Source organism: Aquisphaera insulae (genome assembly GCF_011064615.1).
Taxonomy (GTDB): domain Bacteria; phylum Planctomycetota; class Planctomycetia; order Isosphaerales; family Isosphaeraceae; genus Aquisphaera; species Aquisphaera insulae.
This window is the reverse complement of record NZ_JAALJH010000040.1, coordinates 1-25,458: the sequence shown is the minus strand read 5'-3', so window position 1 is coordinate 25,458 and position 25,458 is coordinate 1. Positions and strand designations below refer to the sequence as shown.

Genomic DNA, 25,458 nt, shown 5'->3' with positions numbered 1-25,458 from the left:
TTCCGTATTAGTCCGGTATGCGGGAGAGCATGCGGCTGTTGCGGGCCAGGGCGGGCTGGCCGGGGCCGAGGACCTCGCGGGAGCGTCTCAGCAGCCAGTGCCCGCACGGGACCAGCAGGGGCCGGACGAGGATCGCGTCCACGGTGATCCCGACCACGAGGGCGAAGCCCAACTGGCGGAGCGACGCCAGCGGGCTGAACAGGAACGAGGCGAAGCTGCACGCGGTGATCGCGGCGGCGGAGCTGATCAGGCCGCCGGTCTGGCCGATCGCCCGCACGATCCCGCCGCGGAAGCCGTGCCGTGCGGTCTCCTCGTGGAGGCGGGCCATGAGGAAGACGTTGTAGTCCACCCCCACCGCGACCAGGAGCACGAAGAGGAAGTACGGCACCTTCCAGTCCAGCCCCTCCGCGCCCAGGATGGTCACGAACAGGAGGTGCGTCGCCCCCAGGGCGAAGAGATAGGTGAGCACCATCGTGGCGACCAGGTTGAGGCAGGCCCATGGGTCGCGGAGGGCGACCAGCAGGACGAGGAAGACCCCGATCGGCACGACGAACCAGCTCTTCACCTGGTCGTCGTGGGTGAGCACCCGGACGTCGGCGGACTCCGCGTTCGCGCCCGCGATGGCGGCCTTCACGTCGATCCCCTGGTACTCGCCCAGGTACTCCCGGAGCCGGCGGCGGATGGTCTCCACCTGGTTCATCGCGCTGTCGGAGAAGACCCGATCGCCCTGGGTCACGTCGATCCGGGCCCGATGCCCGTCCTCCGTGATGTAGTGGTTGAAGCTCGCACGCAGCTCGGGGTTCTCGTCGATGTTCTGGGGCGTGATGAGGAGCCGGTCGAGGGCGTGGCGGCCGACCGGATCCTCGAGGATCGCGGACACCTCGCGATGTGCCCGCTTCGCCCCCTTCGCGATCTGATCGGCGCCGTCGGCCGCCCGAGTGATCTCCGAGAGCAGGACCTCGGCCGCGCCGCCCTGGGCGGGGGCGGATGCAGGGGCCTGTGCGGGCGAGGAGGCGGTCTTCGTGCCGCGATCGGAGGGGGCCGCGGCGGCCCGCTTGACGGACTCATCGGGTCGGCCGGCGGGCGTGGTTTCGGTCCCGGAGCCGGGGCCGGCGACGGGGCCCTGCGCGGGCCGGGAACCGGCGAGGAGGTCGAAGGCCCTGGCGTAGTTCGTGAGGTCCCACGGGGGCGTACCGCCGGGGGTCATGCCCATGGTGGCGGCCGCCTTGCCCAGGCCGGAAGCGACCGCCCGGGCCGCCTGCTGCGGCGGGGAATGGGCCGAGTCGGCCGCGCTGCCACCCCCGCCGACGGCTCCCGCGGGGCCGCCGAGGTTCAGGCCCATTCGACGGCCCAGCCAGAGGGCGGCCCGCAGCTTGGCGGCTCCTTCCGTCAGCCCCCGGCTGAGGGTCGTCGCCCCGTCGGCGAGCTGCCGGAAGCCCTCGTTGACCTCGCCCAGCCGGGACGACAGCCGGGCCCGGGCGAGCGGCTCCGGCGAGCCCAGCGGCTGGGTCGCGGAGCGGACCTCGGTGAGCCTCCGCTGGTGCGAGAGCAGCCGGCTAACGTCATCGATCAGGGCGAGCCCCTCGGAGCGCCTGAAGTCCGTGTCCGACTCCAGCACGACGGTCAGGGGGGCCATCATGCCGGGGTCGAACTTGTCCGCGACCAGGCGGAGCGTCTGGGCGGAGGGGGTCGCCCGGGGCATCTCGGAGAGGAGGTCCATCACGAACCGGGTCTGCACGCCGAGGACGGCCAGCGGGATCATCACCAGCATCGTCAACCCCCAGCTCCGGAGCGGGCGCGACATGGCGAGCCGGCCGACGCGATCCCAGAGGTCGCCGGCGGGGGCGGCGAAGCTCGAGAGCGACCGCGGCCGATACCGGGACAGCAGGAGGAGCAGGGCGGGCGTGAGCGTGAGCGTGGCGGCCAGCGAGATGGCCAGCCCCATGGCGACGCTCGGGCCCGTCGTCGAGAAGAGCTTGAAGCGGGTCGTCCCCATCAGCAGGAGGCCGACGATGATGGTCCCCGCGCTGGTGACCAGCGGCACGAACGACCGGGCGAGGATCAGCCGCATGACGCCCGGCGGGTTCCGCTCGTTGAAGTGCTCCGCGAACCGCCACGAGAGGAACAGGCAGAAGTCCGTCCCGGTGCCGAAGAGGATCGCCACCAGGAAGAGCTCGACCAGCGGAGAGACCTCCCAGCCGCCGAGGCAGAGCCACGCCAGCAGGCCGCGGGCGATGATCAGGCTGGCGCCGATGGTCGCCAGCGGCACCATCGCCAGCCAGATCGAGCGATAGACGACCAGGAGCACGGCGAGGAGCAGGACCACCGTGGCCGCCGCCGCCCGGTCCAGCGAGGTCTGGACCTGCCTCATGTAGTCGCCGCCGAGGACCGCGTCGCCGGTCCAGCGCAGCTCCAGCCCCGCGAGGCCCCCGCCGGCCTCGCGGCGGAGCGTCTCGGTCTGCCGCTGGAGCCACGCCACGGCGCGATGCGTCGCCGGCGCCACGTACGAGGTATCGAGCGGGACGACGATCAGGCTCAGCGTCCGGTCGCCGCTGATCAGCCGGGCCGCGATCGCCGCCCCGGAGCTGGGCCCGAGGACGCGGAGGATCTCGGCCGGGCGGTCCTCCCGCTTGAACCGTCCCTCCGCCCTGGTGGCGAACTCGCGATCCGCGTCGGTCAGGCCCGATGGGCGATGGACCGCCAGGACGGCCGTCGATTCATAGGCCTGGTCGTGCCAGGAGGCCCGCACCAGCTCGGCCGCGCGACGGCTCTCCGCGTCGCCGCCCAGGAGCTTGGATTGGCCCTCGGCCGCGAGCCTCGTCAGGCTCGGCGACCCCAGGCCGACGACCGCCGCCAGCCCGAGCCATGCGGCCACGACCCAGCCCGGCCGGCGGGTCAGGAACGATCGCACAGAGTCCAGCGGCATGAATCCCGACTCCTCAAGGGGCACCCCTCTGCGTCGATCCGTCCCGCCGGGGCGCTCAACCGCCCGGCCGGCCGCGAGGAGAACGGAATGGGTCGAGTCGACAAGCCTCTCGCCGGCATCGGCGAAGCCGCGCGGCATCCATCGTCATGGCTAGCGGTGCGTGATGAACATCGCCGACAAATGTCTGGGCGACGCGCCGATTATAATCCGCAAAGTCAACCCGATCAATGCGGTTCGAGCCCCCGCGAGGACCCGCGATCGCAGGCCAGCCGGATGGGCCGTCGGGGCCGGGGACCGAGGCCCGGCGGTCATTCGAGCCTCCTGCGGAAGAGCCAGCTCGCGGAGGTCAGCGTGCAGGCCGCGATGATCGCGAGGGGGATCAGCCGCCGCGCCACCTCGGCGGCCGGCAGGTCCTTGAGGAAGAGGCCCTTGAGGATGGCCATGAAGTGGCGCACCGGGTTGGCCAGGGTGATCGCCTGGAGCCAGTCGGGCATGTTCTCGACGGGCGTCGCGAAGCCGGACAGGAGCATCGCCGGGACCATGAACATGAAGGCGTAGAGGATCGCCTGCTGCTGCGTCCGCGCGATGCTCGAGACGAGCAGGCCGACCCCGATCAGGGCGCACAAGTAGACGACGATGCTCAGATAGAGGAGGGCGATCGAGCCCCGGAACGGCACGCCGAAGACGAGGACGCCGACGAGGATCATGCCGGTCCCCTCGCCCAGGCCGATGATCAACGCGGGGACGCTCTTGCCGACCAGGATCTCGGTCGGCGAGAGCGGCGAGACGAGCACCTGGTCGAAGGTGCCGAGCTCGCGCTCGCGGGCCACGGACATGCCCGTGATCATCAGCCCCATGAGCGTGCTCAGGATCGCCACCAGGGCCGGGACCGTGCTCCACTTGGCGTCCAGGTTGGGGTTGAACCAGGCCCGCGCCACCACCGCGGTGGCCGGCGGCGGGCCGCGTCGCGCCGCGGCGAGCCCGGCCTCGTAGCGGCCGACGATCTCCGTGGCGTAGCCGGAGAGGACGCGGGAGGCGTTCGACCGGCGGCCGTCGAGCAGGAGCTGGACCTTCGCGGGGCGGCCCGCCGCCAGCTCGCGCGAGAAGTCCTGGCCGACGCGGACGACCATCGCGACCTCCTGGGCGTCGAGGACCCGTGCGGCCTCGGCGTCGGATCGGACCCGGATCACCCTGGCGAAGTACGGCGAGCCCTCGACGAGGGCAAGCAGGTCGCGGCCGGAGGTGCCGAGGTCCTGGTCGAAGACGGCGACCGGCACGTCCTTGACCTCCTGGGTGGCGGCGAACGTGAAGATCAGCATCTGGATCAGGGGCGGGACGATCAGGATGATCCGGCTCTTCCCGTCCCGCCAGAGGGCCAGGAACTCCTTGATGATCAGGCAGCGGATCCGGCCGAGCATGGCGGGTCACTCCAGTCGGGTCGGGGTCGCCCGGACCAGCAGCGCCAGGAAGACGGCCGCGAACGCCAGCAGCACCAGCCCGTCGGCGACGAGGATCGACCGCACGTCCCCCGCCAGGAAGATCGTCTGCAGGGCCGAGACGAAGTAGCGGGGCGGCAGGATCCGCGTGAGGGCCCGGATCGGCGCGGGCATGGCGTCGATCTCGAAGACGAAGCCGGAGAGCTCGAACGCCGGCAGGAAGCCCACGATCAGGGCGGCCTGGCAGGCCACGAACTGGTTCCTGGTCCTGGTGGAGATCAGCAGGCCGAGCGTCAGCATGGTCGCCAGGTACGCCAGCGAGGTCGCGACCAGGGCCAGGATCGAGCCCCGGAACGGGACGCCGAAGATCCAGACCGCCGCGCCCGCGGAGACCGCCATCGCGACCAGGCCGAGCCCCAGGTAGGGGACGATCTTTCCGATGAGCATCTCTCCGCGCGTCGCCGGCGTGGCGAGCAGGGACTCCATCGTCCCGCGCTCCCATTCGCGGGCGACGACCAGCGCGGTGAGGAGCGTGCCGATGAGCGTAAGGTTGATGGCGATCCCCCCCGGCAGGAGCGAGGACCGGCTGTCCAGGTTGGCGTTGAACCAGTATCGCGGCTCGGCGGAGACCAGGGGCCGGGCGGAGGGCCGGTCCACCAGGCCGGCCCGCGACGTCGCCTCCTGCGCGATCCACCCCTGCCAGACCCCCTGGACATATCCCTGCACGAGCGCCGCGGTGTTCGGATCGCTGCCGTCGACGATCACCTGGATCGGCGCCTGGTCGCCGCGCCCGAGCCGCTCGGAGAAGTCCTCGCGGAGGACGACGATCCCCGCGAGCCGACCGGCCACGAGGTCCGCATCGACCTCGGCGCGGTGCCGAGCGACGCGGACGCGGAAGTAGGGCGAATTGCGGTAGGCGTCCAGCAGGCTGGAGGTCTCCGGGCTCATCTGCTCCACCACGACCGCCAGGCGGACGTTCCGGAGGTCGAGCGAGACCCCCGTGCCGAAGATGAACAACAAGAGCAGCGGCAGCACGCCCGCGATCAGGAAGGCGCTGGGATCGCGGAGGATCTGGAGGCACTCCTTGCGGACGAGCGCCCGGACCCTCAGGAAGCTGGCGCCGGCCCCGCCGATGGCGGTCATGCGACCCCCCGATCGGCGTCGAACGCCGTCACCAGGTCCACGAAGGCGTCCTCGAACGTCGGCTCGGGGTTCTCCGCGGTCCGCACCGACTCCTTCAGGTCGTCGGGCGAGCCGGCCGCGATCACCCGCCCGCGATAGACGAGGGCGACGCGGTCGCAGTACTCGGCCTCGTCCAGGAAGTGGGTCGTGACCAGGACGGTGGCCCCCCGCTCGACCATGGCGTTGATGTGCGACCAGAACTCCCGGCGGGTGAGCGGGTCGACGCCGCTGGTCGGCTCGTCCAGGAAGAGGACCGGCGGGTCGTGGAGGATGGCGCAGGCGAGGGCCAGCCGCTGCTTGAAGCCCAGCGGCAGGCCGCCGGCGCTCAGGTCCATGTAAGGCTGCAGCTCGAAGGCATCCACCATGCGGCCGATGGTCGCCCGCCTCCGGGCGCCGGCGAGCCCGTAGACCCCGGAGAAGAAGTCGAGGTTCTGGCGGGTGCTGAGGTCGCCGTAGAGCGAGAACTTCTGGGCCATGTAGCCGAGCCGCGCGCGGGCCGCCCCGCCGGTCCGCGAGAGATCCGCGCCGGCGACGCGTGCCGAGCCCTCTGTCGGCTTCAGCAGCCCGCAGAGCATCTTGAAGGTGGTCGACTTGCCGGCGCCGTTGGGGCCGAGGAGCCCGAAGATCTCGCCCCGGCCGATCTGGAAGCTGACGCGATCGGCGGCCGTGAACGCGCCGAATCGCTTGGTCAGGTCGCGGGCCTCGACCATCGGGCCCTCGCCCGCGTCGGCCGGCCGCAGCTCGCCCGCCAGCGGCGATCCCCCCTTCGGCCCGCCTCCGAGCAGGTCCACGAACGCGTCCTCGAACCGGGCCGCGGTGGGGACGATCTGCGGGTCCGGCCCGCGGGCGTCGATCTCGTCGAGGCCCGGCGGCGCGGCCCCCTCGGCCAGCACGAGCCGGACGCTCCGGCCCTGGATCACGCCGTCGACCACGGCGGGCAGCCGCGAGGCCGCGGCGAGCACCCGGCGCTTGCGGTCGGCCCCGCGGACGAGGTAGCTGCGGCCCTCCGCCCGGGCCGTCAGGTCGCGTGGCGGCCCGTCGAAGAGGATCCGCCCTCGATCCAGCGTGAGGACCGACCCGCAACGTTCCGCCTCGTCCAGGTAGGCCGTGCTCCAGACGACGGCGATCCCCTGGTCGACCAGGTCGTAGACGAGCTTCCAGAGCTCCCGGCGCGAGATCGGGTCCACGCCCACGCTCGGCTCGTCGAGCAGCAGGAGGTCCGGCTTGCGGACGAGGGCACACGCCAGGCCGAGCTTCTGCTTCATGCCCCCCGAGAGCCGTCCGGCCAGCCGATCGGTGAACGGCCCCAGCCCCGTGAACTCCAGCAACCGGGCCGCGGTCCGTCGTCGCTCCTCGCCGACCACGGCCCGCAGGTCGGCGTGGAACGCGAGGTTCTCCGCGACGGTCAGATCCTCGTAGAGCCCGAACCGCTGCGGCATGTAGCTGACGACCCGGCGGATCGCATCGAGATCCTCACCCGTGTCGATCCCGCAAGTACGGAGCGATCCCGACGTGGGCAGCAGCAGCCCGGCCACGAGTCGCAGCAGCGTCGTCTTGCCCGCGCCGTCGGGCCCGACGAGTCCCGTCACCCGGCCGGGCTCGATGCGGAAGCAGAGCGCGTCCACGGCCGGCGGCGACGTCGCGTCGAACGTCTTGGTCAGGCCGTCGGCGACGACGAGTGGTTCGCCGCTGGTGTTCATGGGGGAGTCGCCCCGGATTCGGCCCTCGGCCTCGGAAGACGCACGGTCACCGGCATCCCCTGGCGGAGGCCGCCGTCGGGATTGTCGACGACGATCCGGACGCGGTAGACGAGCTGCGTCCGAAGCTCCGGCGTCTCCACCGTCTTGGGCGTGAACTCCGCGGTCGGCGAGATGTAGCCGACATGGCCGCGGTAGGGAGACGACGGCCGGGAGTCGGTCAGGACCTCCACCTCGGCGCCGGGCCGGACGTCGCCGAGATCGGGCTCGTCGACGTAGGACCGGACCCAGACCGGCGTCGTCAGGGTGAGCGTGAAGACCACCTCGCCCGGCTGCACGATCGCGCCCACCTCGCGAGCCCGGGTCAGGATCACGCCGTCCCCCGGGGCGACCAGGCGAGAGTCCTCGAGCTTGCGGTCGAGGCGGACGAGCTCGGCGTCGGCCTCCGCGAGCTGGGCCCGCGCGTTCTGGATGTCCTCGACGCGCGGGCCGATCACCGCCAGGCGGAGCGCCTCGCGGGCGGAGTCGAGCTGAGCGACCGCGACACGCGCGGCGGCCTCGTCCCGGTCGTATTCCTGCCGCGAGGCCGAGCTCCGCTCGAGCAGGGTCGCGGTCCTGGCGAAGTCGACCTGCGCCCGCTTCATCTCGGCCTCACGCTGGGCCACCATGGCCCGCGCCTGGGCGATCTCCTCCGGCCGCGAGCCGTGCTCCAGCCGGGCCAGCGTCGCGGCGAGGGCGTCGCGGCGAGCCTTCGCCGCGCGGATCTCGTCGTCGAAGTAGCGCCGGTCCAGCGAGGCGATCACGCCGCCCGCCTTGACGGAATCTCCCTCATCCACCGCGAGCGCTTGGATCCGCCCGTCCACCTTGAACGCCAGGTTCACCTGGCGGACATTCACGTTCCCCAGCATCACGATCGTCGAACGATCCGCCCCCGATTTCCAGGAAAGCCGCTCGCCGATCCGGCCCGCAGGGAGGAGCCCGAGATACCAGCCCACGCCCCCGGCCATGATCGCGACGGCGATCGCGATCGCGATCCGCGGCGGCCCGTGCCGCGACGCGGATGGCGCGGATACGGACGAAGGCGTGGCCGACCTCGCGACGACGAGCGTCCCATTCATCGCTTGCTCCTTCTCGCCTCACGAGTACGACTCGATCCCGCGGTTGCCGGCCCCGGAGCCAGGCCGCGGAAGAAGAGCTCGAGGTGGTCGCCGATCATCGCGGGGCCGTCCAGCGGATGGTCGTCCACCGGCCCGAACGACTTGCTCCAGATCGCCGTCAGCAGGATCGGCGCCACCAGGCTGAAGAACGCGTGCTCGGGATCGACCTCGCGAAACTGCCCGCGCCCGATCCCCTCGCGGATGGCATCCACCACATACCGACGGCCTCGCGAGATCACCTCGTCCAGGTAGAACTTCGCGAGCTCCGGGAAGTTCGACGCCTCGGCGATCACCAGCTTGGGGATCACCGCCAGCGGCGAGCCCAGCACCTTGCCGACCATGAATCCCACCAGCCGCCTCAGCCGGGCCTCCGGATCTTCGCCCGCCACCGCCGCGCCCCGGAGGGCCTCCTCCAGATTCGGGAGCAGCGATTCGCGGATCACGGCCTTGAACAGCTCCTCCTTGTTGGGGAAGTACAGGTAGACCGTCCCCTTCGTCACGCCCGCCCGCGCCGCCACGTCCTCCAGCCGCGTCGCCGCGAACCCCCGCTCCGAGAAGCACGCGAGCGCCGCCGCGATCAGCTCCCCCGGCCGCGCCTGCTTCCTCCGGGCCCACTTCCTCTCGGACGTCGCCGCGGCCTCCGTCGAACCGCCGTCTTCGGACATGCTCGGCCTCCTCGAGCCATCTAATAACTGACCGATTAGTTATTAAGATTCTACGATCCGCCACGGAGGAGTCAAGCGGAGATGGATCGGCCCCCCGTGGGCGAGTCATCCGGGGCGGTTTCGAGAGGCCGTCGCCGCCGACGTTCACGGGGGGGACATTCTCGTCGAGGGAGCTCGGAATGGGCGTGGCATCGCGGGCACGTCGGCCCGGCGATCGGGCCTTGGGCCGCGCCGCCCCCCCGCCGACATGGCGGCCGCCGGGTTGGATCCGATTGCGGGGTTCCGGCGGAGGGAAGCCGTAACGACGGCTGTGGTTACGCCCGCCGCGAGGTGAACCCGCTCTCGGCGGCTGGGATTGGCCCGATGGACATGCGATGGTATCGTCGAGCCGTCCTCGAATCGACGCCCGATCCAGGACCGGCCGCCACGGGCGCGGCCGGCTGCACGCCGTCGGAGCACCTCTCGCATGGCCTCCCATCACGACATCCTGTTCGCGCTGCTCTCCTCGCAGAACGGCCTGATCGACCAGGCCCAGCTCATCGCCGCCTTCCAGGCCTGGAGCCGGGACCGGTCCCGCCCCCTGGCCGATTACGTCATCGAGCGCGGCGATCTCGATGACACGGCCCGCGCCGGCGTCGAGGCGATGGTTGCCCTGCACCTCAGGAAGTTCGGCGACGACGCGGAGCACAGCCTCGCCTCCCTGCCCGTGGGTCGCTCCACGCGCGAGCGGATCGAGGCCCTGAACGACGCCGAGCTGACCGCCACCATGACCCGGGTCGCGGCCGACTCCGGGTCGGGCGGGGGGGACGGGTTCGTCGTCGCCACGGCCGCGTATTCCATCGGCTCGAGCACGGCCGACGGCCAGCGCTTCCGCGTCCTCCGGCCCCATGCCCGGGGCGGCCTGGGGGCCGTCTTCGTGGCGCTCGACGACGAGCTGAATCGGGAGGTCGCCCTCAAGCAGATCCTGGACAACCACGCCGATGACCCCACCAGCCGCCAGCGATTCCTGCTCGAGGCGGAGATCACGGGGGGGCTCGAACATCCGGGGATCGTGCCGGTGTACGGGCTCGGGGCGCACGCCGACGGCCGGCCCTACTACGCGATGCGGTTCATCCGGGGCGACTCGCTCAAGGAGGCGATCGAACGCTTCCACCAGGACGCCTCGATGAGGGCCGATCCCGGCCGACGCTCGCTGGAGCGGCGCAAGCTGCTCGGGCGGTTCCTGGACGTCTGCAACGCGATCGATTATGCCCACAGCCGCGGGGTGCTGCACCGCGACATCAAGCCGGGCAACGTGATCGTGGGCAAGCACGGCGAGACCCTGGTCGTCGACTGGGGGCTCGCGAAGGCGAGGGGGAAGGGGGAGGCGCTCGAGCCGACCGAGGAGCGTCCCCTGGTCCCCTCATCGGCCAGCGGCTCGGCGGAGACCCTGCCCGGCTCGGCGATCGGCACACCGGCCTACATGTGCCCCGAACAGGCCCGGGGCGACCTGGAGGCGATGGGGCCGCCCTCCGACGTCTACAGCCTGGGCGCCACGCTCTACACCCTGCTGGTCGGCCGCGCCCCGTTCGGGGGGAACGACCTGGGCGCCCTGCTGCGCGACGTGCAGGCCGGGCGGTTCCCCGCCCCGAGCCGGATCGAGCCGACCCTCGACGCGGCGCTGGAGGCGATCTGCCTGAGGGCGATGGCCACGAAGCCAGACGACCGATACGCCACCGCCCGCGCGCTGGCCGAGGACATCGAGCGATGGCTGGCCGACGAGCCGGTTGCGGCCTACCCGGAGCCCTGGACCCGCACCGCGACCCGCTGGCTGACGCGGCATCGCACGGCCGTGACGGCCATGGCGGCGGCCGGTCTGGTGGCGCTGATCGGCCTGGGCTCGGTGGCCGCGGTCCAGACGCAGGGCCGGGCCGCCCTGGCGACCAAGAACGGCGAGCTGGAGGCCGCCAACACGGCCCTGGCCGAGGCCAACGCCCAGGTCCAGGCTCGCTTCGAACTGGCCCGCGACGCCATCCGCTCGTTCAAGCAAGGCGTCGAGGACGCCGAGGCGCTCAAGGAGGATCGCCTTCGCCCCCTCCGCGACCGGCTCCTCGGCTCCGCCCGCAAGTTCTACGACCGGCTCGGCGAGCTCCTCGAAGGCCGGCCCGACCCGGCGTCGAAGGCCATGCTGGCCGAATCCTACATGGCCCTCGGCAAGCTCATCGAACAGGTCGGCCAGAAGCCGGAGTCCCTGGCCGCCTACGGCAAGGCGGTGGCGCTGCGTCGCGAACTGGCGGCCCAGCCGGGCTCGGGCCCGGCGACGCCGCTCGCGCTCGCCGAGGCGATGAACGAGTGGGGAGCGGTGGCGAGGCAACTCGGCAACCTCACCGGTGCCCTGGCGGCGCATCAGGAGGCGGTCGCCCTGACCGAGCCGCTCGCATCCGGCCCGGCCGCGACGAGCGAAGCCCGCCGCGTCCTGGGCACGTCCCTGATCCGGGAGGGCCTGGTCCTGGCGGCGACCGGCGCGAACCCGCGAGCGCTCGAGGCCTATCGCCGCGGCCGAACCGTGCGCGAAGCCCTCGCCCGCGAGGAGGGTGCACCGCCCGCCGACCGGCGGGATCTCGCCGCCGCCCACACCCTCGTCGGCGAGATCCTCGAAAGGTCCGGCGACCTGGCCGCGTCGCTCGCCGAACACCGCGCGGCCATCAAGCTCCTTCAGCCCCTTGCCGAGGAATACCCGGACGTCGCCTCCTATCGTCGCGAGCTGGCCGTCGGTCGGGCCTGGGTCGGCCGCCTGCTCGAGCGGGCCGGTGACCTGACGGGGGCGCTGGCCGAGTCGCGACAGGCCCTCGAGATCTCCAGGGCCCTCGCCGAGAGGTATTCCGGCGTCACCTCCCTTCGCTACGAGCTGGCCGTCAGCCATGGCGCGATCGGCACCCTGCTGGAGAAGTCCGGTGACACGGCCGGGGCCCTCGCCGCGGATCGTCGGCTCCAGGAGCTGATCCGTACCCTGGCCGAGGAGCACCCGGAAGTCCCCCAGTACAGTCGCGACCTGGCCGTCAGCCATACGTTCGTCGCCGGCCTCCTGGAACGGACCGGCGACACGGCCGGGGCGAAGGCCGAACTTCGACGCAGCCGGGAGATCCTCCTGGCCCTGGCCGCGCAACACCCCGAGGTCCCTGACTATCGCCAGACCCTTGCCTCGATCCACGCCCGATACGGCAGGCTGCTGGAGAGGGCCGGCACCCGAGGCGAGGCGATGGCCGAACAGCGACGCGCCCTGGCGCTGCTGGAGATGCTGGCGAAGCAGCACCCCAACGTCGTCCTGTACCGGCGGGAACTCTCCGTCGCCCACACCGTCTCCGGGAACCTGCTGGAGCTGGCCGGCGACACGGCCGGGGCCATGGCCGAACATCGTGCCTCGATCGAGATCCTCCAGGCCCTGCCCGAGCGGCAGCAGGCCGCCCCCGATATCCGCCGCGACCTGGCCCTGGCCCATTGCGCGATGGCCAGGCTCCTCACCACCGCGGGCAGGCCCTCGGAGGCCCTCGCCGAGCTGGAGCGGGCGCGACCGACCTTCGAAACCCTCGTCCGGGACAGCCCCGATGTCCCCGACCACAGGACCAATCTCGTGTTCGCCCTGATCGCCTCCTCCGACGCCCTCCGCGACCAGGGCAGCCGCTCCGAGGCCATCAGCCTCATCGACCGGGCCATCTCGCTGGCCGAGGCCCTGGTCCGGGCCCAACCGCGGGCGACCCCCGTTCGCGCCCAACTCGCCGCGGTCCTCCGCCGCCGCGCCCAGCTCGCACTCGACGCCGGCGACACGGCCGGAGCCGTTGCCGCCTCCCGCCGCGCCCTCGATCTGTTCGAGGCCCTGCCCGCCCGTAGCGGCAACGACTGGTTCGGGACCGCATGCGCCCTCGCCACGCTGGCCACCGCCCGTCTCACCAACCCGAACGCATCGACCTCGGAGTCGAACGTCCTGGACGGCCAGGCACTTCATGCCCTCCGCCGGGCGGCCGCGATGGGATTCCGCAATACGCCCCTCTACCGCCACGAGCCGGCCCTGAAACCCCTCCGCGACCGCGACGAATTCCGCACCCTCCTGCTCGACCTCTCATTCCCGGCCGATCCGTTCGCCCGCACCCCCACCCCCTGATTCGGCGATCGCGCCATCGCAAACAACACACCCCTCCGAGGCGGGCTCCCGGGAAGCCGATGCGCAGAGGCGATCGGCCTCGGAAGAAGAGCTCGCAGAGGGCGCGAATGGACGGCCGGATTCGGGACCAGCGACCCGCGGATGACGACCTTGAACAGCTCCCCCTTGTTTCGGAGTCGGCCGGCATGGGAATTGATCCTCGGAGTGCGTGCAGGCGCCGTCCCATCCCGTGCTGCCGGGGATTGGGGGCTTTCCTTGGCGTGTAATCCGGCGAGAATGCAATCGACCTCGGGGCCGATCCCCGGCCCCTCGACCCGATGGCGTGGCACGAGAGCCTTGCTGGATCCCCGGAGACGAGTCCATGGCCGCCACGCGTGATCTGCTCTTCGGGCTCCTGGCGCTGCAGAATGGGCTGATCGAGCAGGGGCAGCTCGTCGCCGCGTTCCAGGCGTGGACCCGGGACAGGACCCGGCCGCTGGCCGAGCATCTCGAGGCCCGCGGCGACCTGGATGCGCAGGACCGGTCGGCGATCGAGGCCCTGGTGACGCGCCACCTGAAAAGGCACGGCGGCGACGTGGAGAAGAGCCTGTCCGCCGTCCCCGCCAGCCGGGCGACACGGGCCCGGCTGGCCGCCCTGAGGGATCCGCGCCCGGATACCACATACCCGCTCCCCGGCAAGGAAAGGGGGCCCGGCCTTTCGGCCACCGAGGTCGACCCGGGCGAGGACGACGACCGCACGGCGGCCCATGTCCCCTCCGGCCTCGCGAGCGACGGCCAGCGTTTCCGGGTGCTCCGGCCTCACGCCCGGGGTGGCCTCGGGGCCGTCTTCGTGGCCCTGGATGCCGAGCTGCACCGGGAAGTCGCCCTCAAGCAGATCCAGGATCAGATCGCCGACGACCCCACCAGCCGCCAGCGATTCGTGGCCGAGGCCAGGATCACCGGCGGGTTGGAACATCCCGGCATCGTCCCGGTCTACAGCCTGGGCTCGTATGCCGACGGCCGCCCGTACTACGCCATGCGGTTCATCCGCGGCGACTCGCTCAAGGAGGCGATCGATCGGTTCCACCGGGACGACGCGATCCGGGGCGACGCCGGCCGTCGGTCGCTCGAGCTGCGGAGGCTGCTCCGCCGCTTCCTGGACGTCTGCAACGCGATCGACTACGCCCACTCGCGGGGGATCATCCACCGCGACCTCAAGCCGTCGAACATCGTCCTGGGGAAGCATGGCGAGACCCTGGTGGTGGACTGGGGGCTGGCCAAGGTGATCGGCCGCGAGGCCCCGACCGCGGTCGAGCCGGTGCTCACCGCCACGCTCGCCGGCGGGTCCTCATCGACGCTCCCCGGATCGGCCCTCGGGACGCCGGCCTACATGAGCCCGGAGCAGGCCGCCGGGGCGCTCGACGTCCTGGGGCCCAGGTCCGACGTCTACAGCCTGGGCGCCACGCTCTACTGCCTCCTGACCGGCGTGCCCCCCTTCCAGGGCGAGGACGTGGCGGCGATCCTCCGGGCCGTGATGGCAGGGACCTTCGATCGGCCCAGCCGGCACGATCCCTCGCTCAGCAGGCCCCTGGAGGCGATCTGCCTGAAGGCCATGGCCACCCGGCCGGAGGATCGCTACGCGACGCCGAGGGCCCTGGCGGAAGACCTGGAGCTCTGGATGGCCGACGAGCCGGTCTCCGCGTATCCCGAGCCGATCCGGTCGCGGGCTCGCCGCTGGGCGCGTCGCAACCGGACGATCGTCTGGGCCGGCGCCGTCGCCGGGCTGGCGGCCCTCCTCGGGCTGGGGGCGGTGGCCGCGGTCCAGGCCAGGGCCAACGTCGAGCTCCGCTCGCTCAATGCTCGCCTCGGGGCGGTCAACGCCGACCTGGCCGCGGAGAAGACGCGGGTGCAGGAGCGGTTCGACCTGGCCATGGAGGCCATCCGGACCTTCCACACCGGCGTCAGCGAGGATTTCCTGCTCAGGGAGAGCCGGTTCAAGGACTTGCGCGATCGGCTGCTCCGGTCGGCGGCGGACTTCTACGGCAGGCTCGGCTCGCTCCTGAAAGAGCGATCCGACCGGACCTCGCGGCGGGCGCTGGCGAGGGCCCAGTTCGAGCTGGCCGGGCTGACGGGCAAGGTCGGCAAGGTCCACGAGGCGGTCGCCCGATACCGCGAGGCGCTGGCCCTCCGCGAGGCGCTCGCGGCGGAGCCGGGCGCGGACGCCGAGGCCCGGGCGGAGGTGGGCCGCAGCATGGTCGCGCTGGGCGGCGTCCAGAATCAGGCCGGCCGGTCCGCGGAGGCGCTCGAGACCTTCCGGGCGGCCCAGGCGTGGCTGGACCAACTGGCCCGGGCCGAGCCCGCCTACCGCGCCGACCTCGCCGCTGCGGAGGCCGCGCTCGGCCGGATGTTTCACGAGTCCGGCCGGCCGGCGGACGCGATCTCGTGGCTCGAACGGGCCAGGGAGACGCGTACGTCGCTGGTGCGGGACGATCCCTCGAACCTCTCCCTCCTCGCCGACCTGGCGGTGAATCACCAGGAGTTGGTGTTCATCCTTAGCGCCAGCGGCCGGCTGGAAGAGGCGCGGAGTTTGCAGCCGCGGACGCTGGAGATCCAGCAACGCCTCGTCGAGGCCGATCCGACGTCGATGCGCTACCAGGCGGACCTGGCGACGAGCCGGCGGAGATTCGGCCTGCTCCTCAGCCACGTCGCCGGCAAGTCCGCCGAGGGGATCGTGGAGATCGAAGCCGCCGCGGAGGGATACCGCCGCCTGGCCCAGGCCCATCCCGCGGTCTCGGAGTTCCGGGAGGGACTCTCGATCACGCTGGTCAATCTCGCCAGTACGCTCGAGACGTCCGGCCGACCCGCCGAGGCCCTGGCGCCGGCCCGCGAGGCCGTGGCGATCGCCGACGAGCTGGCCCGAGACAACCCCGACGTCTACGACTACGAGCAAGGGTTGGTTAGCGCTCGGTGCCGGCTCGGCAAGACCCACGTCGTCCTCGGTCAATTCCAGGAGGCACGCGAAGCGGCCCGCCAGGCCGTGACGAAGGCCCGCAAGCTGCTGGCCTCCAATCCCGAGAGGACGGACTCCCGCTTCGTCCTGGGGCAGGCGCTCGTCCTGGAAGGGCGGGTCGAGGAGAGCCTCGGGCACGGGGCCGAGGCCGCGACGGCCTTCCGCGAGGAAATCGACGTGCTGGGCTCGATCCCCGAGTCCACTCGCAAGCTCGTCACCCGCTACAACCTCGCGTGCGGACACGCCCTGCTTGCGGGCGTCCTCGGACGGATGGGACCGGTCGCCGCCGGCGAGGCGCAGACCGAGGCCGACCGGGCGATGGAGGGCATCCGGGACGTCATCGCCCGGGGCGATCGCGACGCCTACAGCCTCCGCAACGACACCGACCTCGCCTCGATCCGACAACGGCCGGATTTCCAGGCCCTGCTCATGGACCTGTCGTTCCCCCGATGGCCCTTCGGGACGGCGCCCTGATGTCACGGAGCCTCGGGCCTCGTCACCGAGGCTCGCGCATCCAGCAGAGCCGCCTCGTGAACGGCCGCACGACGCCGAGTGAGGGGTGCCGGGCCGGCGACCGCTGCGCGGCCTCGGGATCATGTCGGGTGCGACCTACGAAGGCCGGCCCTCGGCCTCCGGGACGACGGCGCCCAGGTCGTGGAGGCCCTGCTCGCCGCGGCGGCGATACTCGTCGGATTTCGCGGAGATGACGAGGGAGGCGTCGAGGTAGGAGCGGGCCAGCTCGTAGCGAGCCCCCAGGGACTCGGCCGCGGCGATCGCCCGCTCGAAGTATCGCGCCGCGGCGGTCGACCTGCCGAGGGCGGCCGCGGCCCGCCCGCTGACACGGAGGGCGTGCGGCCCGTAGTTCGGATACCGCCAGCCGACGATCCGGGCGATCCGGCTCTCGCGCCAGGCCTTCCGCGCGGCGGCCGGGCTCGGCCCAGCCTCGGCCTCGGCCCAGCGGGGACCGAGCAGGCTCTCGACCAGGAGCGGGAAGGTCGGGCCCACGAACTCGAAGACGCAGAAGGCCCGGACGGCGGCGGACCTGGCCCGCTCGAGCGCGTCGCGGGCCCCCGGGTAGTCGGAAGCCTGGAGGCGGGCGAATCCCAGCACGCCGAGCGCGATTCCCAGGCTGGTCGACCCCGCGGGCAACAGCTCGACCGCGCGGATGGCGAGGGCCTCGGCCTCCTCGGCTCGGCCGGACCGGGCCAGGACATTGGCCTTCCCGTAGCATCCCCACGCGAGGGTGTCGCGATCTCCGCGGTCCTCACCGATCGCGATCTCGTATTCCGCCTCGGCCAGTTCCCTGGGGGAGTCGCCGCGGACCGAATGGATGTGCCGCAGGATGTGGTGGCAGAACATGCCGAACCAATCCCCCACCTTGTCGAGAGGACCGACCGCGTCGCGCAGTTCGACCTCGGCCTCGGCGAGCCGGCCGCGGAAGTAGTGCCCACAGCCCAGGTAGGCCCTGGCCGTCGCCTGGACGAGGGTTTGCCGGCACGTCGCCGCGACCTTCTGGGCGGCCCGGAGGTAGTGCATGGCGGCCCAGCCGAGCGAGAACATGCCGCAGTTCAGGCCCTGCTTCGCATGGGCCTCGAACAGGCGCTCGGGAGAGCCAAGGACCTTCGCCAGGGAGATGGCCTTGTAGGAGCAGAACGTGTAAAGGAAGACGTCGATCTTGCTCTGGATCTGGCAATGGCGATGGTAGACCGAGCAGGCGAGATCCAGCTCATTCGCCAGGTCCGGTCGGCCGTGGCGGGGGCTGAGCCGGGCCGGGACGAGGTAGACGTAGACCGCGGCGCGGCACGCCTCGGCGAGATGCCCGAGGACGCTCGCGGGTCGCGGATGCCCCAGCTCCCGCAGGGCCTCGTCGAGGTGGCGGGTCGCCTCGGCCGCCGTGCACTTGCGCTGGTAGGCCTCGGCGATCCCGGAATGCGCCCTCGCGTGAGCGATCCCGGGCTCGCCATGCTTCAGGGCCTCGGCATAGGCCGAGATCGCGTCGTCGAGCCGGCCCGAGGAGCCGCAGGCGAGGCCCCGCCGCTCCCAGAGGCGATACCGCGTCGCCTCGCCCGCATCCTCCGGGCAGGCCCGCTGCGCCTCGTTCAGGTGACCGATCGCGTTATTGAAGGCGTAGGCGTCGATCGCCGCCTCGGCCGCCTCCATCGCATAGGCGAAGGCCCTGGGCCGGTCGTCGGCATTCTTGAAGTGGTCGGCCAGCACGGCGGGGGCGACGGCCTGCCCCCGCTCGCGGCGGAGCGCGAGCCGCTCGCCGACGCGGCGGTGCAGGCTGCGGCGACGCGTGGCCGAGAGGTCGCCGTAGGGCAGCTCGCGGAGCAGGTCGTGCACGAACTGGACGCGGCCGGCATTCTCCGTCTCGCGGAAGACCCGGCGGGGCAGCAGGACGTCGATCGCATCCAGAACGTCCGACTCGGTCAGGTCGGGGAGGACCTCGCGGAGCAGGTCGATGTCCACCACGGCACCGATCACGGCGGCGGCGTTGAGCACGTCCTGGACCTTGCCCGGGAGCCCCTGGAGCCGCAGCCGCATCGCCTCGCGCACCGTCTCGGGCAGGTCCGTCGAATCGGCCGCCTCGGTCGCCAGCACCCATCCCCCATCCGCGCGGGTGATCGCCTGCCGCTCGTACCATTCGCGAACCGTCTCGGCGACGAAGAAGGGATTCCCGCCGCAAAGGGCATGGACGCGTCCGACCAGGTCGTCCGCCAGCTCTTCGGGCCGGCCGTTCAGGCGGAGCGCGATCAGCTCGCGCGTCTCTCCCTGGGTCAGGGGCGGCAGCCGCAGCTCGAGCAGATGCCGCTGCTCGCGGAGCGGAACGAGCGCCGCCTCGAGGGTCGCGTGGCCGGTCCGTGCCGAGGCGACGATCACCAGCCTGGGCGTGCCGGTCGAGGGACCCTCGGGGCGGCGAGAGGCGGCCAGCGCGGCCGCGAGGTGGCGGAGCAGGTCGAGCGAGCTCCGGTCGGCCCATTGCAGGTCGTCGAAGCTCAGGCAGACCGGCTGGATCGTCGCGATCTCGAGGAAGAAGGCCGCCAGGGCGCGGTAGATGTAGTCGGCTTCTCGGCCGTAGTCGACCTGCCGGTAGGCCTCGCCCGGGAGATACTTCCGAAGTTCGGGGGCGATCCGGAGCAGCTCTCCGCGGAAGTCGTCGACGACATTCAGCAGTCGCACCAGCGACTCGACGGGCAGCCCGGCCACGTGCGTGCCCGTCAGGTCCTGTGCGGCCGCCGCGGCCCCGCGTCGCTCCTGCAGCCTCAGTTCGGCGATGAGCTGACGGAGGATCTCCACGAAGGGCTGGAAGGGCGAGAGGTTGCCGTCGAAGCACCGTCCCTGGTAGACCTGGCAGCCGTGGCTTCGGGCGATGCGCTGGGCCTCCTGCACCACGCTGCTCTTGCCGATCCCCGGCTCGCCGCTGACGACGACCAGCGAGACGGGGACGTCGTCTCCCGAGGGGACCGGACGCAGGCAGCGCCGGAAGACTTCGTCCAGGACCCCGGTCTCATCCGCGCGGCAGACGAAGCCGGTCACCGAGAGCCCGGGCCGAGGGGACGGGATCGAGAGGCCCGAGACGGAGGCCCGCTCGTCGATGCCGAGCACCCCCGCGATCGCCGCGCGGAGCGACGCGGCCGAATCGGGCCGGCGTCTCGGCTGCTTGCGGAGATACGCCCTCACCGCGTCGGCGATCGGCCGGGGGACATCGGGCTCGACCTCCGTCAGGGGCCTCGGCTTCTCGTTGAGCTGCGCCTGGATCAGGGGCCGCATGCCGGCGAGCCGGGCCTCGGGGAAGGGATAGCGCCCGCCCAGCAGCTCATAGGCCACCAGTCCCAGGCAATAGAGGTCGGCACGATGGTCGAGCTCGTCGAGGTTGATCTGCTCCGGTGCGCAGTAGGCCACGGTGCCGACGAAGCCGGCCTCGGCGGAGAGCGAGGACTTGACGCCGTGGTACTTCGCCAGGCCGAAGTCCATCAGGCGGGTCTCGAATCCCCGCGAGCCGTCCTCGCGAGTCGCGGGGCGGACGAGGATGTTGGAGGGCTTGACGTCGCGATGGACGATGCCGTGTCCGTGGATGTAGTCGAGGGCGTGGGTCAATTGGAGGAGCGGCTCGAGCCGCTCGACGAGGGGCCGCGACGCCAGGCTGGTGATCGGCTGGCCCAGGAAGAGCTCCATGGTGAAGAACGGCCCGCCGGCGAGCTCGCCGTAGTCGTAGACCCCCAGGCAATGGGGATGCCGCAGCGCCGAGAGCGACCGGAACTCGCGCTCGAAGCGACGGCGGGCGGTGCCGGCCAGGGCGCCCTTCAAGACCTTGAGCGCGACCTCTCGACCATCGCGACCGTCTCGCGCGCGATAGACGACGCCCATGCCCCCTTCGCCGAGCCTCTCGCTGATTCGGAATCGCTCATGGCGGAGGTCGGGGGCCGGGTCGGCCGGGCGTGGGTCGTGCTCCGCGTCGGTGGTCGTCGCGGATGCGGGCGCTTCCGCCGAGACGCTCGTGCCGAGGCCGGACGGCGCGTCCGTGACGTGATCGGTCGTCGGGTCGGCACGCAGGGTCGGCATCGGTGAGGTCCCGGTGGAGGCGTCGGCGTCAGTACGAATCGGCCGAGAGGACCTCGCCCCCGCGGATGGTGTTCAGGCCGATCCAGGTGACGGGCGAGATCGAGTCCTTGACGAACCGCACCGAGCCGTCGCCGAAGCCGGCATTGACGCCCCCCGGGTGCCGGCTGCGGGACCCGGAGTAGAAATCGAGGAACGGGAACGGGACCATCGTGCAGGGGAGCTTGTCGCCCGGATCGTTCACGCAGAAGCCCGCGCCAAGCCGGTCGCCGCCGCCGGCGGTCGGGTCCGCCACGCCGTAGAAGTCCTTCGAGCTGTTGGGCGTGAACCGGCTCATGAACACGGCGCCCAGCGTCCAGACCGCCCCCCGCACGTCGTTGTCCCGGCCCTGGAGCGTCTCGGCGGTGAAGACCGTGTTGCTCGTCCCGTCGGCGACCGACGCCAGCCGGACCGGGGAGTGCCCGAAGGCCGAAGTCATGTAGACCGCCGGCGTGTTGAGCGTCGCCGTGCCGCCTGCGGAGTTCTGCTGGCCCCACTGGGTATTGCCCCAGCTCGTCACGTAATTGCCGCGGCTTCCGAGGATCACGTAGCCGTTGGTCGGCCAGATGAGGTTGAGGGGACGGTCGTTGTCGCTCGGGCATTGGAAGGCGGAGAGCTTGGTCTGGTAGACCGTCGAGTTGATTGCGAAGCCGACCGGCATGCCGTCGGAGCCGAGGGGGCCGTTGATGCCGGTGGCGAAGTTGTAGGCGTTGTACAACCCCTGCTGGTCGAAGAAGCCGAGCATCTGCGTGAACCAGGTGGTGTTCTGCTCGCCCATGAAGAAGGTCGGGAACGGGATGCCCGGCAAGGGAGCCCAGACGCGCCCCAGCGGGAGCATGGAGTTGGCCGACTCGTAGTTGTGGATCGCCAGGCCCAACTGCTTGAGGTTGTTGACGCACTGGGCCCGCCGGGCCGCCTCTCGCGCCGACTGGACGGCCGGCAGCAGCAGGGCGATCAGCACCGCGATGATCGCGATGACGACCAGGAGCTCGATCAGCGTGAAGCCGCGGGTTCTTCGCAACATGAGCCCCGTCCTCTCCTCGTCCTGCCCATTTGATCGAGACCCAGGAATGGCTTCACCGATGCCCAGGCGGTCGATGGGCCAAGTGAGTCTCGGAGCCTTTTCGCGTCATTCCACCCCGTCGTCGTCGAGGACGGACACGTCATCCCCAGCGTCGATGAGTCGATGTCCCTGCCCGGCCCTGATCGGGATGCTTGCCAGCAAGGCGACGAACCCGGTTCCCAGGAGTAACAGGCCTGCTGGTTCCGGGACGGAGGCGAGGCGGACGATCGGAGTGGGATCGGTCGAAGCCTGCGGAAACGTCAGGGTCGAGACTGTCCCCTCGGCATCGAGATCCACGGTGAGCACGCTCCCATTGGGATCGGTCGTGAGCAGCGGGGTCACGCCGGAGGCATCGTAGAGGGACAAGGCGAACGACGATCCGGCGGAGCCGCCCGGGCTGTCCAGGGCCGGGCCGGTCAGGGTCAGGGTGAAGGAAAACCCCGTCCCAAAGGTGAATCCCTGGAAGACGTCGTTGTAGGCCGTGCTGTTATTCAGCGTGAGTGAGCCGGGCAACGATCCGGATGCGTCCCCCGTGCGCGTCGGGGGCTGGGCGACGACTCCGCCCGCGGTCAGGAAGTCGGTGACCGTCGCGGTCGCGGCCCCGGAGCCCGAGCCTCCAGGATTGAACTGGAAATCGAGGTTGCCGTCCTGACCGGTGATGGCCGTTGTGTTGACCTCGACGAGGTAGCTGATGGATCCCGCGCGGACGGTCCCGGGATGGCAAGCGCCAAGGAGAAGTAGCAGAACGGCCGCGAGATCGCACACGTTTCGGCGCGCGGGTTGTTTACACATTGAGGATCGTCGCCCCGTAATGGAGGAGCTTCTTGCCCGGGTTGCTGAATTGCACCGCAAAGGTGACGGATTGCCCCGGGGCCAGTGTGCCGCCGGGAAGGCCGACGAGAAGATAGGGTTCGCCATCCGCCGTGTAGCCGCTCGCATTGGCCACCGTCACGCCGGCAGGCAGGCCCGTCAGCACGACCTCGAACAAGGACGTGAGGGCCGTGGTGCCCGCGTTGGTGAGCGTCATCGTCCCGCCGAAGAGGTGGGTCGCGCGATTGTAGACGAGACCGGAACTGGCGAGATTCACCTGGCGGGAGACGTCTCTGGGGCCGACGGTCAATGTGCCGCTGGCGGTCGTCCCGGCGAAGGTCCCGTCGCCCAGGAACGTGGCCTGGATGGCGCCAGCGTCGGTGCCCAGGCTCGCGCCGGCGATGCTCACGTCGGGAAGGGTCGCAACTCCCTGAGCATCGGTCGTCGCCTTGCCGAGTGGTGTCGCGACCCCGTTGATGACGAGGGCGAAGGACACCTCCTCGGAGTTCAGCGGCGAGGCTCCCGAGCTGAGCGTCGCGGTCAGGGTCGCCGTGCCGCCGAATGCCCCGCGGCCGGAGACGGAGGAGAGGCTGGACGGGAGCGCCGGCGGGTAAAGCGCCAGAGACTCCACCTTGCTGGGATCGGCGGGGAGCAGGCTATTCGCCGGATCAACCACCGTCAGCAGGTACGTCGCGTCCAACGGACGACCGCTCAGCGCATCGGAAAAGGCATGAAGCGGGTATCTCCCCGCCGCCGTCTCGGTGGTCTTCCTGGCAATCGGACCGCCGATCTCGGTGTCGGGCGTCGTCCCGCTTGCCCAGTAAAGGGCGATGGTCGTGGCCTGGGGCAGATCCCCGCCGTTGATCTCGTACCCGTAGTCAACCCCGCCGTCCGAGGTGAAAGACATCGCCGTGGGTTCGATCGTGATCACCTGAACGGCCGACTCGATGAGGATGCCGGCGTCGCCGATTTGCGATTCCAGCGGCTTGCGACTCGTGTCAACCATCGACGAGGAGGACGCCGTGATCGAGAGGGAGAACGTCGAATCCATGGGGAGGTACAGGTCCGTCACGATGGGATCGCCGGCCCCGCTGACGTGGAACACTCTCCCGCTGTTGCTGTAAGAGACGATGGGTACGTTCGTGCCGCCGAGCGTGTACGACGCCGAGATGAATACGTCCGTATTCCCGCCCCCGCCGTAGGCATCGGCGGAGAATCGGGTCGTCAGGGTCACCTTGCAGAGGGCGAAGTCAGGATCGTCCGGGCCGGGTTGAACTTGCATCTCGAGAGGCCCGCCGGTCGTCCCTTCGGTGTCGGTGATAAGGCCCGGGTCTCGAGGGTAGATGGTTTCTCCCGAACCCACGTCGATCCCCCACGGATTGGTCACATCGCCGGGATAAATCACATTGCCTGGGCTGAGCACCTGGGTATTGAGGGCGACAAGGTAGGCCATCAAGCAGCGGGATTCGAGATCCTCGACCCGAGGGGCGGATCGGAGATGCGACCGTGAACCGCGACGATTTCGTCGTGGCTCGGAGTGCGGACCGCGTGCGGAGCCGTGGCCGAGAAGTCGCATCTAAGGCTCCCTACCTTCAGAGGGCCGGAGGGGGGGGACGACGACAACACTCGGGAGGGGCGAAGTCATCAAGGCTGCTTACCCCGCCCGAGGCACGGTCGCATGGCGGCGGGCCCGAGCCGCGAGGCCGACGGTCCCCAGGCCGCCGACGGCCAGCAGGAGCGACGACGGCTCGGGGACCGATGCGGCGCCGATGTTGACCGTGAAGAAATCCGCGTTGGCGCCGGTGCCCCAGGTCCAGGTGTAGGTCCCGGGCGTCAGGCCGAGGCTGGCGAACGTTTGGCCGACCCAGGTGGCGCTCGAATGCAACTCGGAGCCAAAGTCCAGATCAAGCGCCACGTAGAGGGAGGGGGAAGGCCCGCCCGCGATGCCGATGTCATCGCCGGTACCGCTATCGGCGTCGACTCGAACGGACCCGCTGCCGAAGCTCGACGGTCCGTCTATTCCCTGGAAATTACCGTCTCCGACATAACCGTCTCCGCGAGACCGGGGTGCACCGAGAAGTGCAAATCCCTCGGAAGGTCCAATTACGGGATCCCAACTGTTACCGCCATTGACTGTGATTGACAGGTCCGTGGTGTTGATGGTCCCGCTTCCCGTGGCCACGACGTTGCCTCCGGACTCCACGATGTTCACGACATAGCCGGCGTGGGCCCAACCGCCGAAGGTGATGGCGAACAGCGTCGATGCGGCGATCAGACGTGTCACATAGGTCATGAATTCACTCCGTAGGCTCGACCCCGTTGTTGCTCCGTCCCCGTTGCTGCTCGTCCCCGATGATGCTTCCTCTTGACGCTCTAGAGTGTGGTCGCCGTCCATCTGCTGCCCTGCCAGGCGAATTCCTGCACCTGTCCGTCCGAGCCAACGAAGTAGATGCGAATGCCAGCAGAGGGCTGATAGAAACAGGTCAGAGCGCCGTCCTTCTTCTTGACCGAGACACCTGCCGCCATGGATGTGACATCACTGGCAATCCAGGTTCCCTGAAGACTCAGCTCTCGCACATGGAAGTTCTTGTCGATGTAGTAGACGGCGGTATGCGCACCATCGTCAACGCAGGTGATTGTGCCCGAGTCGGGCGGAACCGCCCCTCCGGACGCCGTGATATCATCGTCCTTCCAAACGCCGTCCTTGCGCACCCAGTGCACGTGGTCATCAGTGCCGATGTAGAAGACCCGCCCTCCCACACCCGTGTTCGTGGAGGTTAAAGAGTCATGAGACCT

At 70.7% G+C, this 25,458-nt stretch carries 14 protein-coding genes; 2 read left to right on the top strand and 12 right to left on the bottom strand.

The window, feature by feature from the left end; translation table 11 throughout:
• Positions 1-7: 7 nt before the first annotated feature.
• From G6O54_RS20185 to G6O54_RS20160, 6 genes are all read right to left on the bottom strand, one after another.
• The gene (locus G6O54_RS20185) at positions 8-2,926 is read right to left on the bottom strand and encodes an MMPL family transporter (protein WP_165227471.1); all 2,919 of its coding nucleotides are present in this window, start codon (positions 2,924-2,926) and stop codon (positions 8-10) included.
• 308 nt (positions 2,927-3,234) lie between these two features.
• A complete protein-coding gene (locus G6O54_RS20180) occupies positions 3,235-4,344 on the bottom strand; it encodes an ABC transporter permease (RefSeq protein ID WP_165227470.1) in 1,110 nt (369 codons plus the stop codon).
• 6 nt (positions 4,345-4,350) lie between these two features.
• Positions 4,351-5,505 (bottom strand): ABC transporter permease, encoded by a 1,155-nt coding sequence (locus tag G6O54_RS20175; protein ID WP_165227469.1) that lies wholly within the window; start codon positions 5,503-5,505, stop codon positions 4,351-4,353.
• On the bottom strand, positions 5,502-7,244 hold the full coding sequence (locus G6O54_RS20170; protein WP_165227468.1) for an ATP-binding cassette domain-containing protein: 1,743 nt from the start codon (positions 7,242-7,244) through the stop codon (positions 5,502-5,504). The genes G6O54_RS20175 and G6O54_RS20170 overlap by 4 nt, the downstream gene beginning before the upstream one ends.
• On the bottom strand, positions 7,241-8,359 hold the full coding sequence (gene hlyD, locus G6O54_RS20165; RefSeq protein WP_165227467.1) for a secretion protein HlyD: 1,119 nt from the start codon (positions 8,357-8,359) through the stop codon (positions 7,241-7,243). The genes G6O54_RS20170 and hlyD overlap by 4 nt, the downstream gene beginning before the upstream one ends.
• The gene (locus tag G6O54_RS20160; protein WP_165227466.1) at positions 8,356-9,063 is read right to left on the bottom strand and encodes a TetR/AcrR family transcriptional regulator; all 708 of its coding nucleotides are present in this window, start codon (positions 9,061-9,063) and stop codon (positions 8,356-8,358) included. The genes hlyD and G6O54_RS20160 overlap by 4 nt, the downstream gene beginning before the upstream one ends.
• 466 nt (positions 9,064-9,529) lie before the next feature.
• Between G6O54_RS20160 and G6O54_RS20155 the strand changes: the two genes are divergently transcribed.
• Positions 9,530-13,201: a serine/threonine-protein kinase gene (locus G6O54_RS20155; protein WP_165227465.1), complete on the top strand. Its 3,672-nt coding sequence runs from the start codon at positions 9,530-9,532 to the stop codon at positions 13,199-13,201.
• 361 nt (positions 13,202-13,562) lie between these two features.
• Complete coding sequence (locus G6O54_RS20150; protein WP_165227464.1) at positions 13,563-16,664, top strand: serine/threonine-protein kinase; 3,102 nt, start codon at positions 13,563-13,565, stop codon at positions 16,662-16,664.
• A 135-nt stretch (positions 16,665-16,799) separates the two neighbouring features.
• Here G6O54_RS20150 and G6O54_RS20145 read toward each other — a convergent pair whose 3' ends face one another.
• The 6 genes from G6O54_RS20145 to G6O54_RS20120 all read right to left on the bottom strand — a co-directional run.
• Positions 16,800-20,753, bottom strand: a complete 3,954-nt coding sequence (locus tag G6O54_RS20145; protein WP_165227463.1) for a serine/threonine-protein kinase — start codon at positions 20,751-20,753, stop codon at positions 16,800-16,802.
• 28 nt (positions 20,754-20,781) lie between these two features.
• Positions 20,782-21,813 (bottom strand): DUF1559 domain-containing protein, encoded by a 1,032-nt coding sequence (locus tag G6O54_RS20140; RefSeq protein WP_165227462.1) that lies wholly within the window; start codon positions 21,811-21,813, stop codon positions 20,782-20,784.
• A gap of 105 nt (positions 21,814-21,918) precedes the next feature.
• Entirely contained in the window at positions 21,919-22,617 is a 699-nt protein-coding gene (locus tag G6O54_RS20135) for an NF038129 family PEP-CTERM protein (protein ID WP_165227461.1), read from the bottom strand.
• A gap of 19 nt (positions 22,618-22,636) precedes the next feature.
• Positions 22,637-23,944, bottom strand: a complete 1,308-nt coding sequence (locus tag G6O54_RS20130) for a hypothetical protein (RefSeq protein ID WP_165227460.1) — start codon at positions 23,942-23,944, stop codon at positions 22,637-22,639.
• A gap of 372 nt (positions 23,945-24,316) precedes the next feature.
• Positions 24,317-24,955 carry a PEP-CTERM sorting domain-containing protein gene (locus tag G6O54_RS20125; RefSeq protein WP_165227459.1) on the bottom strand — a complete coding sequence of 213 codons (639 nt, stop codon included), beginning with the start codon at positions 24,953-24,955 and terminating at the stop codon, positions 24,317-24,319.
• A gap of 80 nt (positions 24,956-25,035) precedes the next feature.
• A partial coding sequence (locus G6O54_RS20120) for a hypothetical protein (RefSeq protein WP_205678939.1) occupies positions 25,036-25,458 on the bottom strand: 423 nt, incomplete at its 5' end.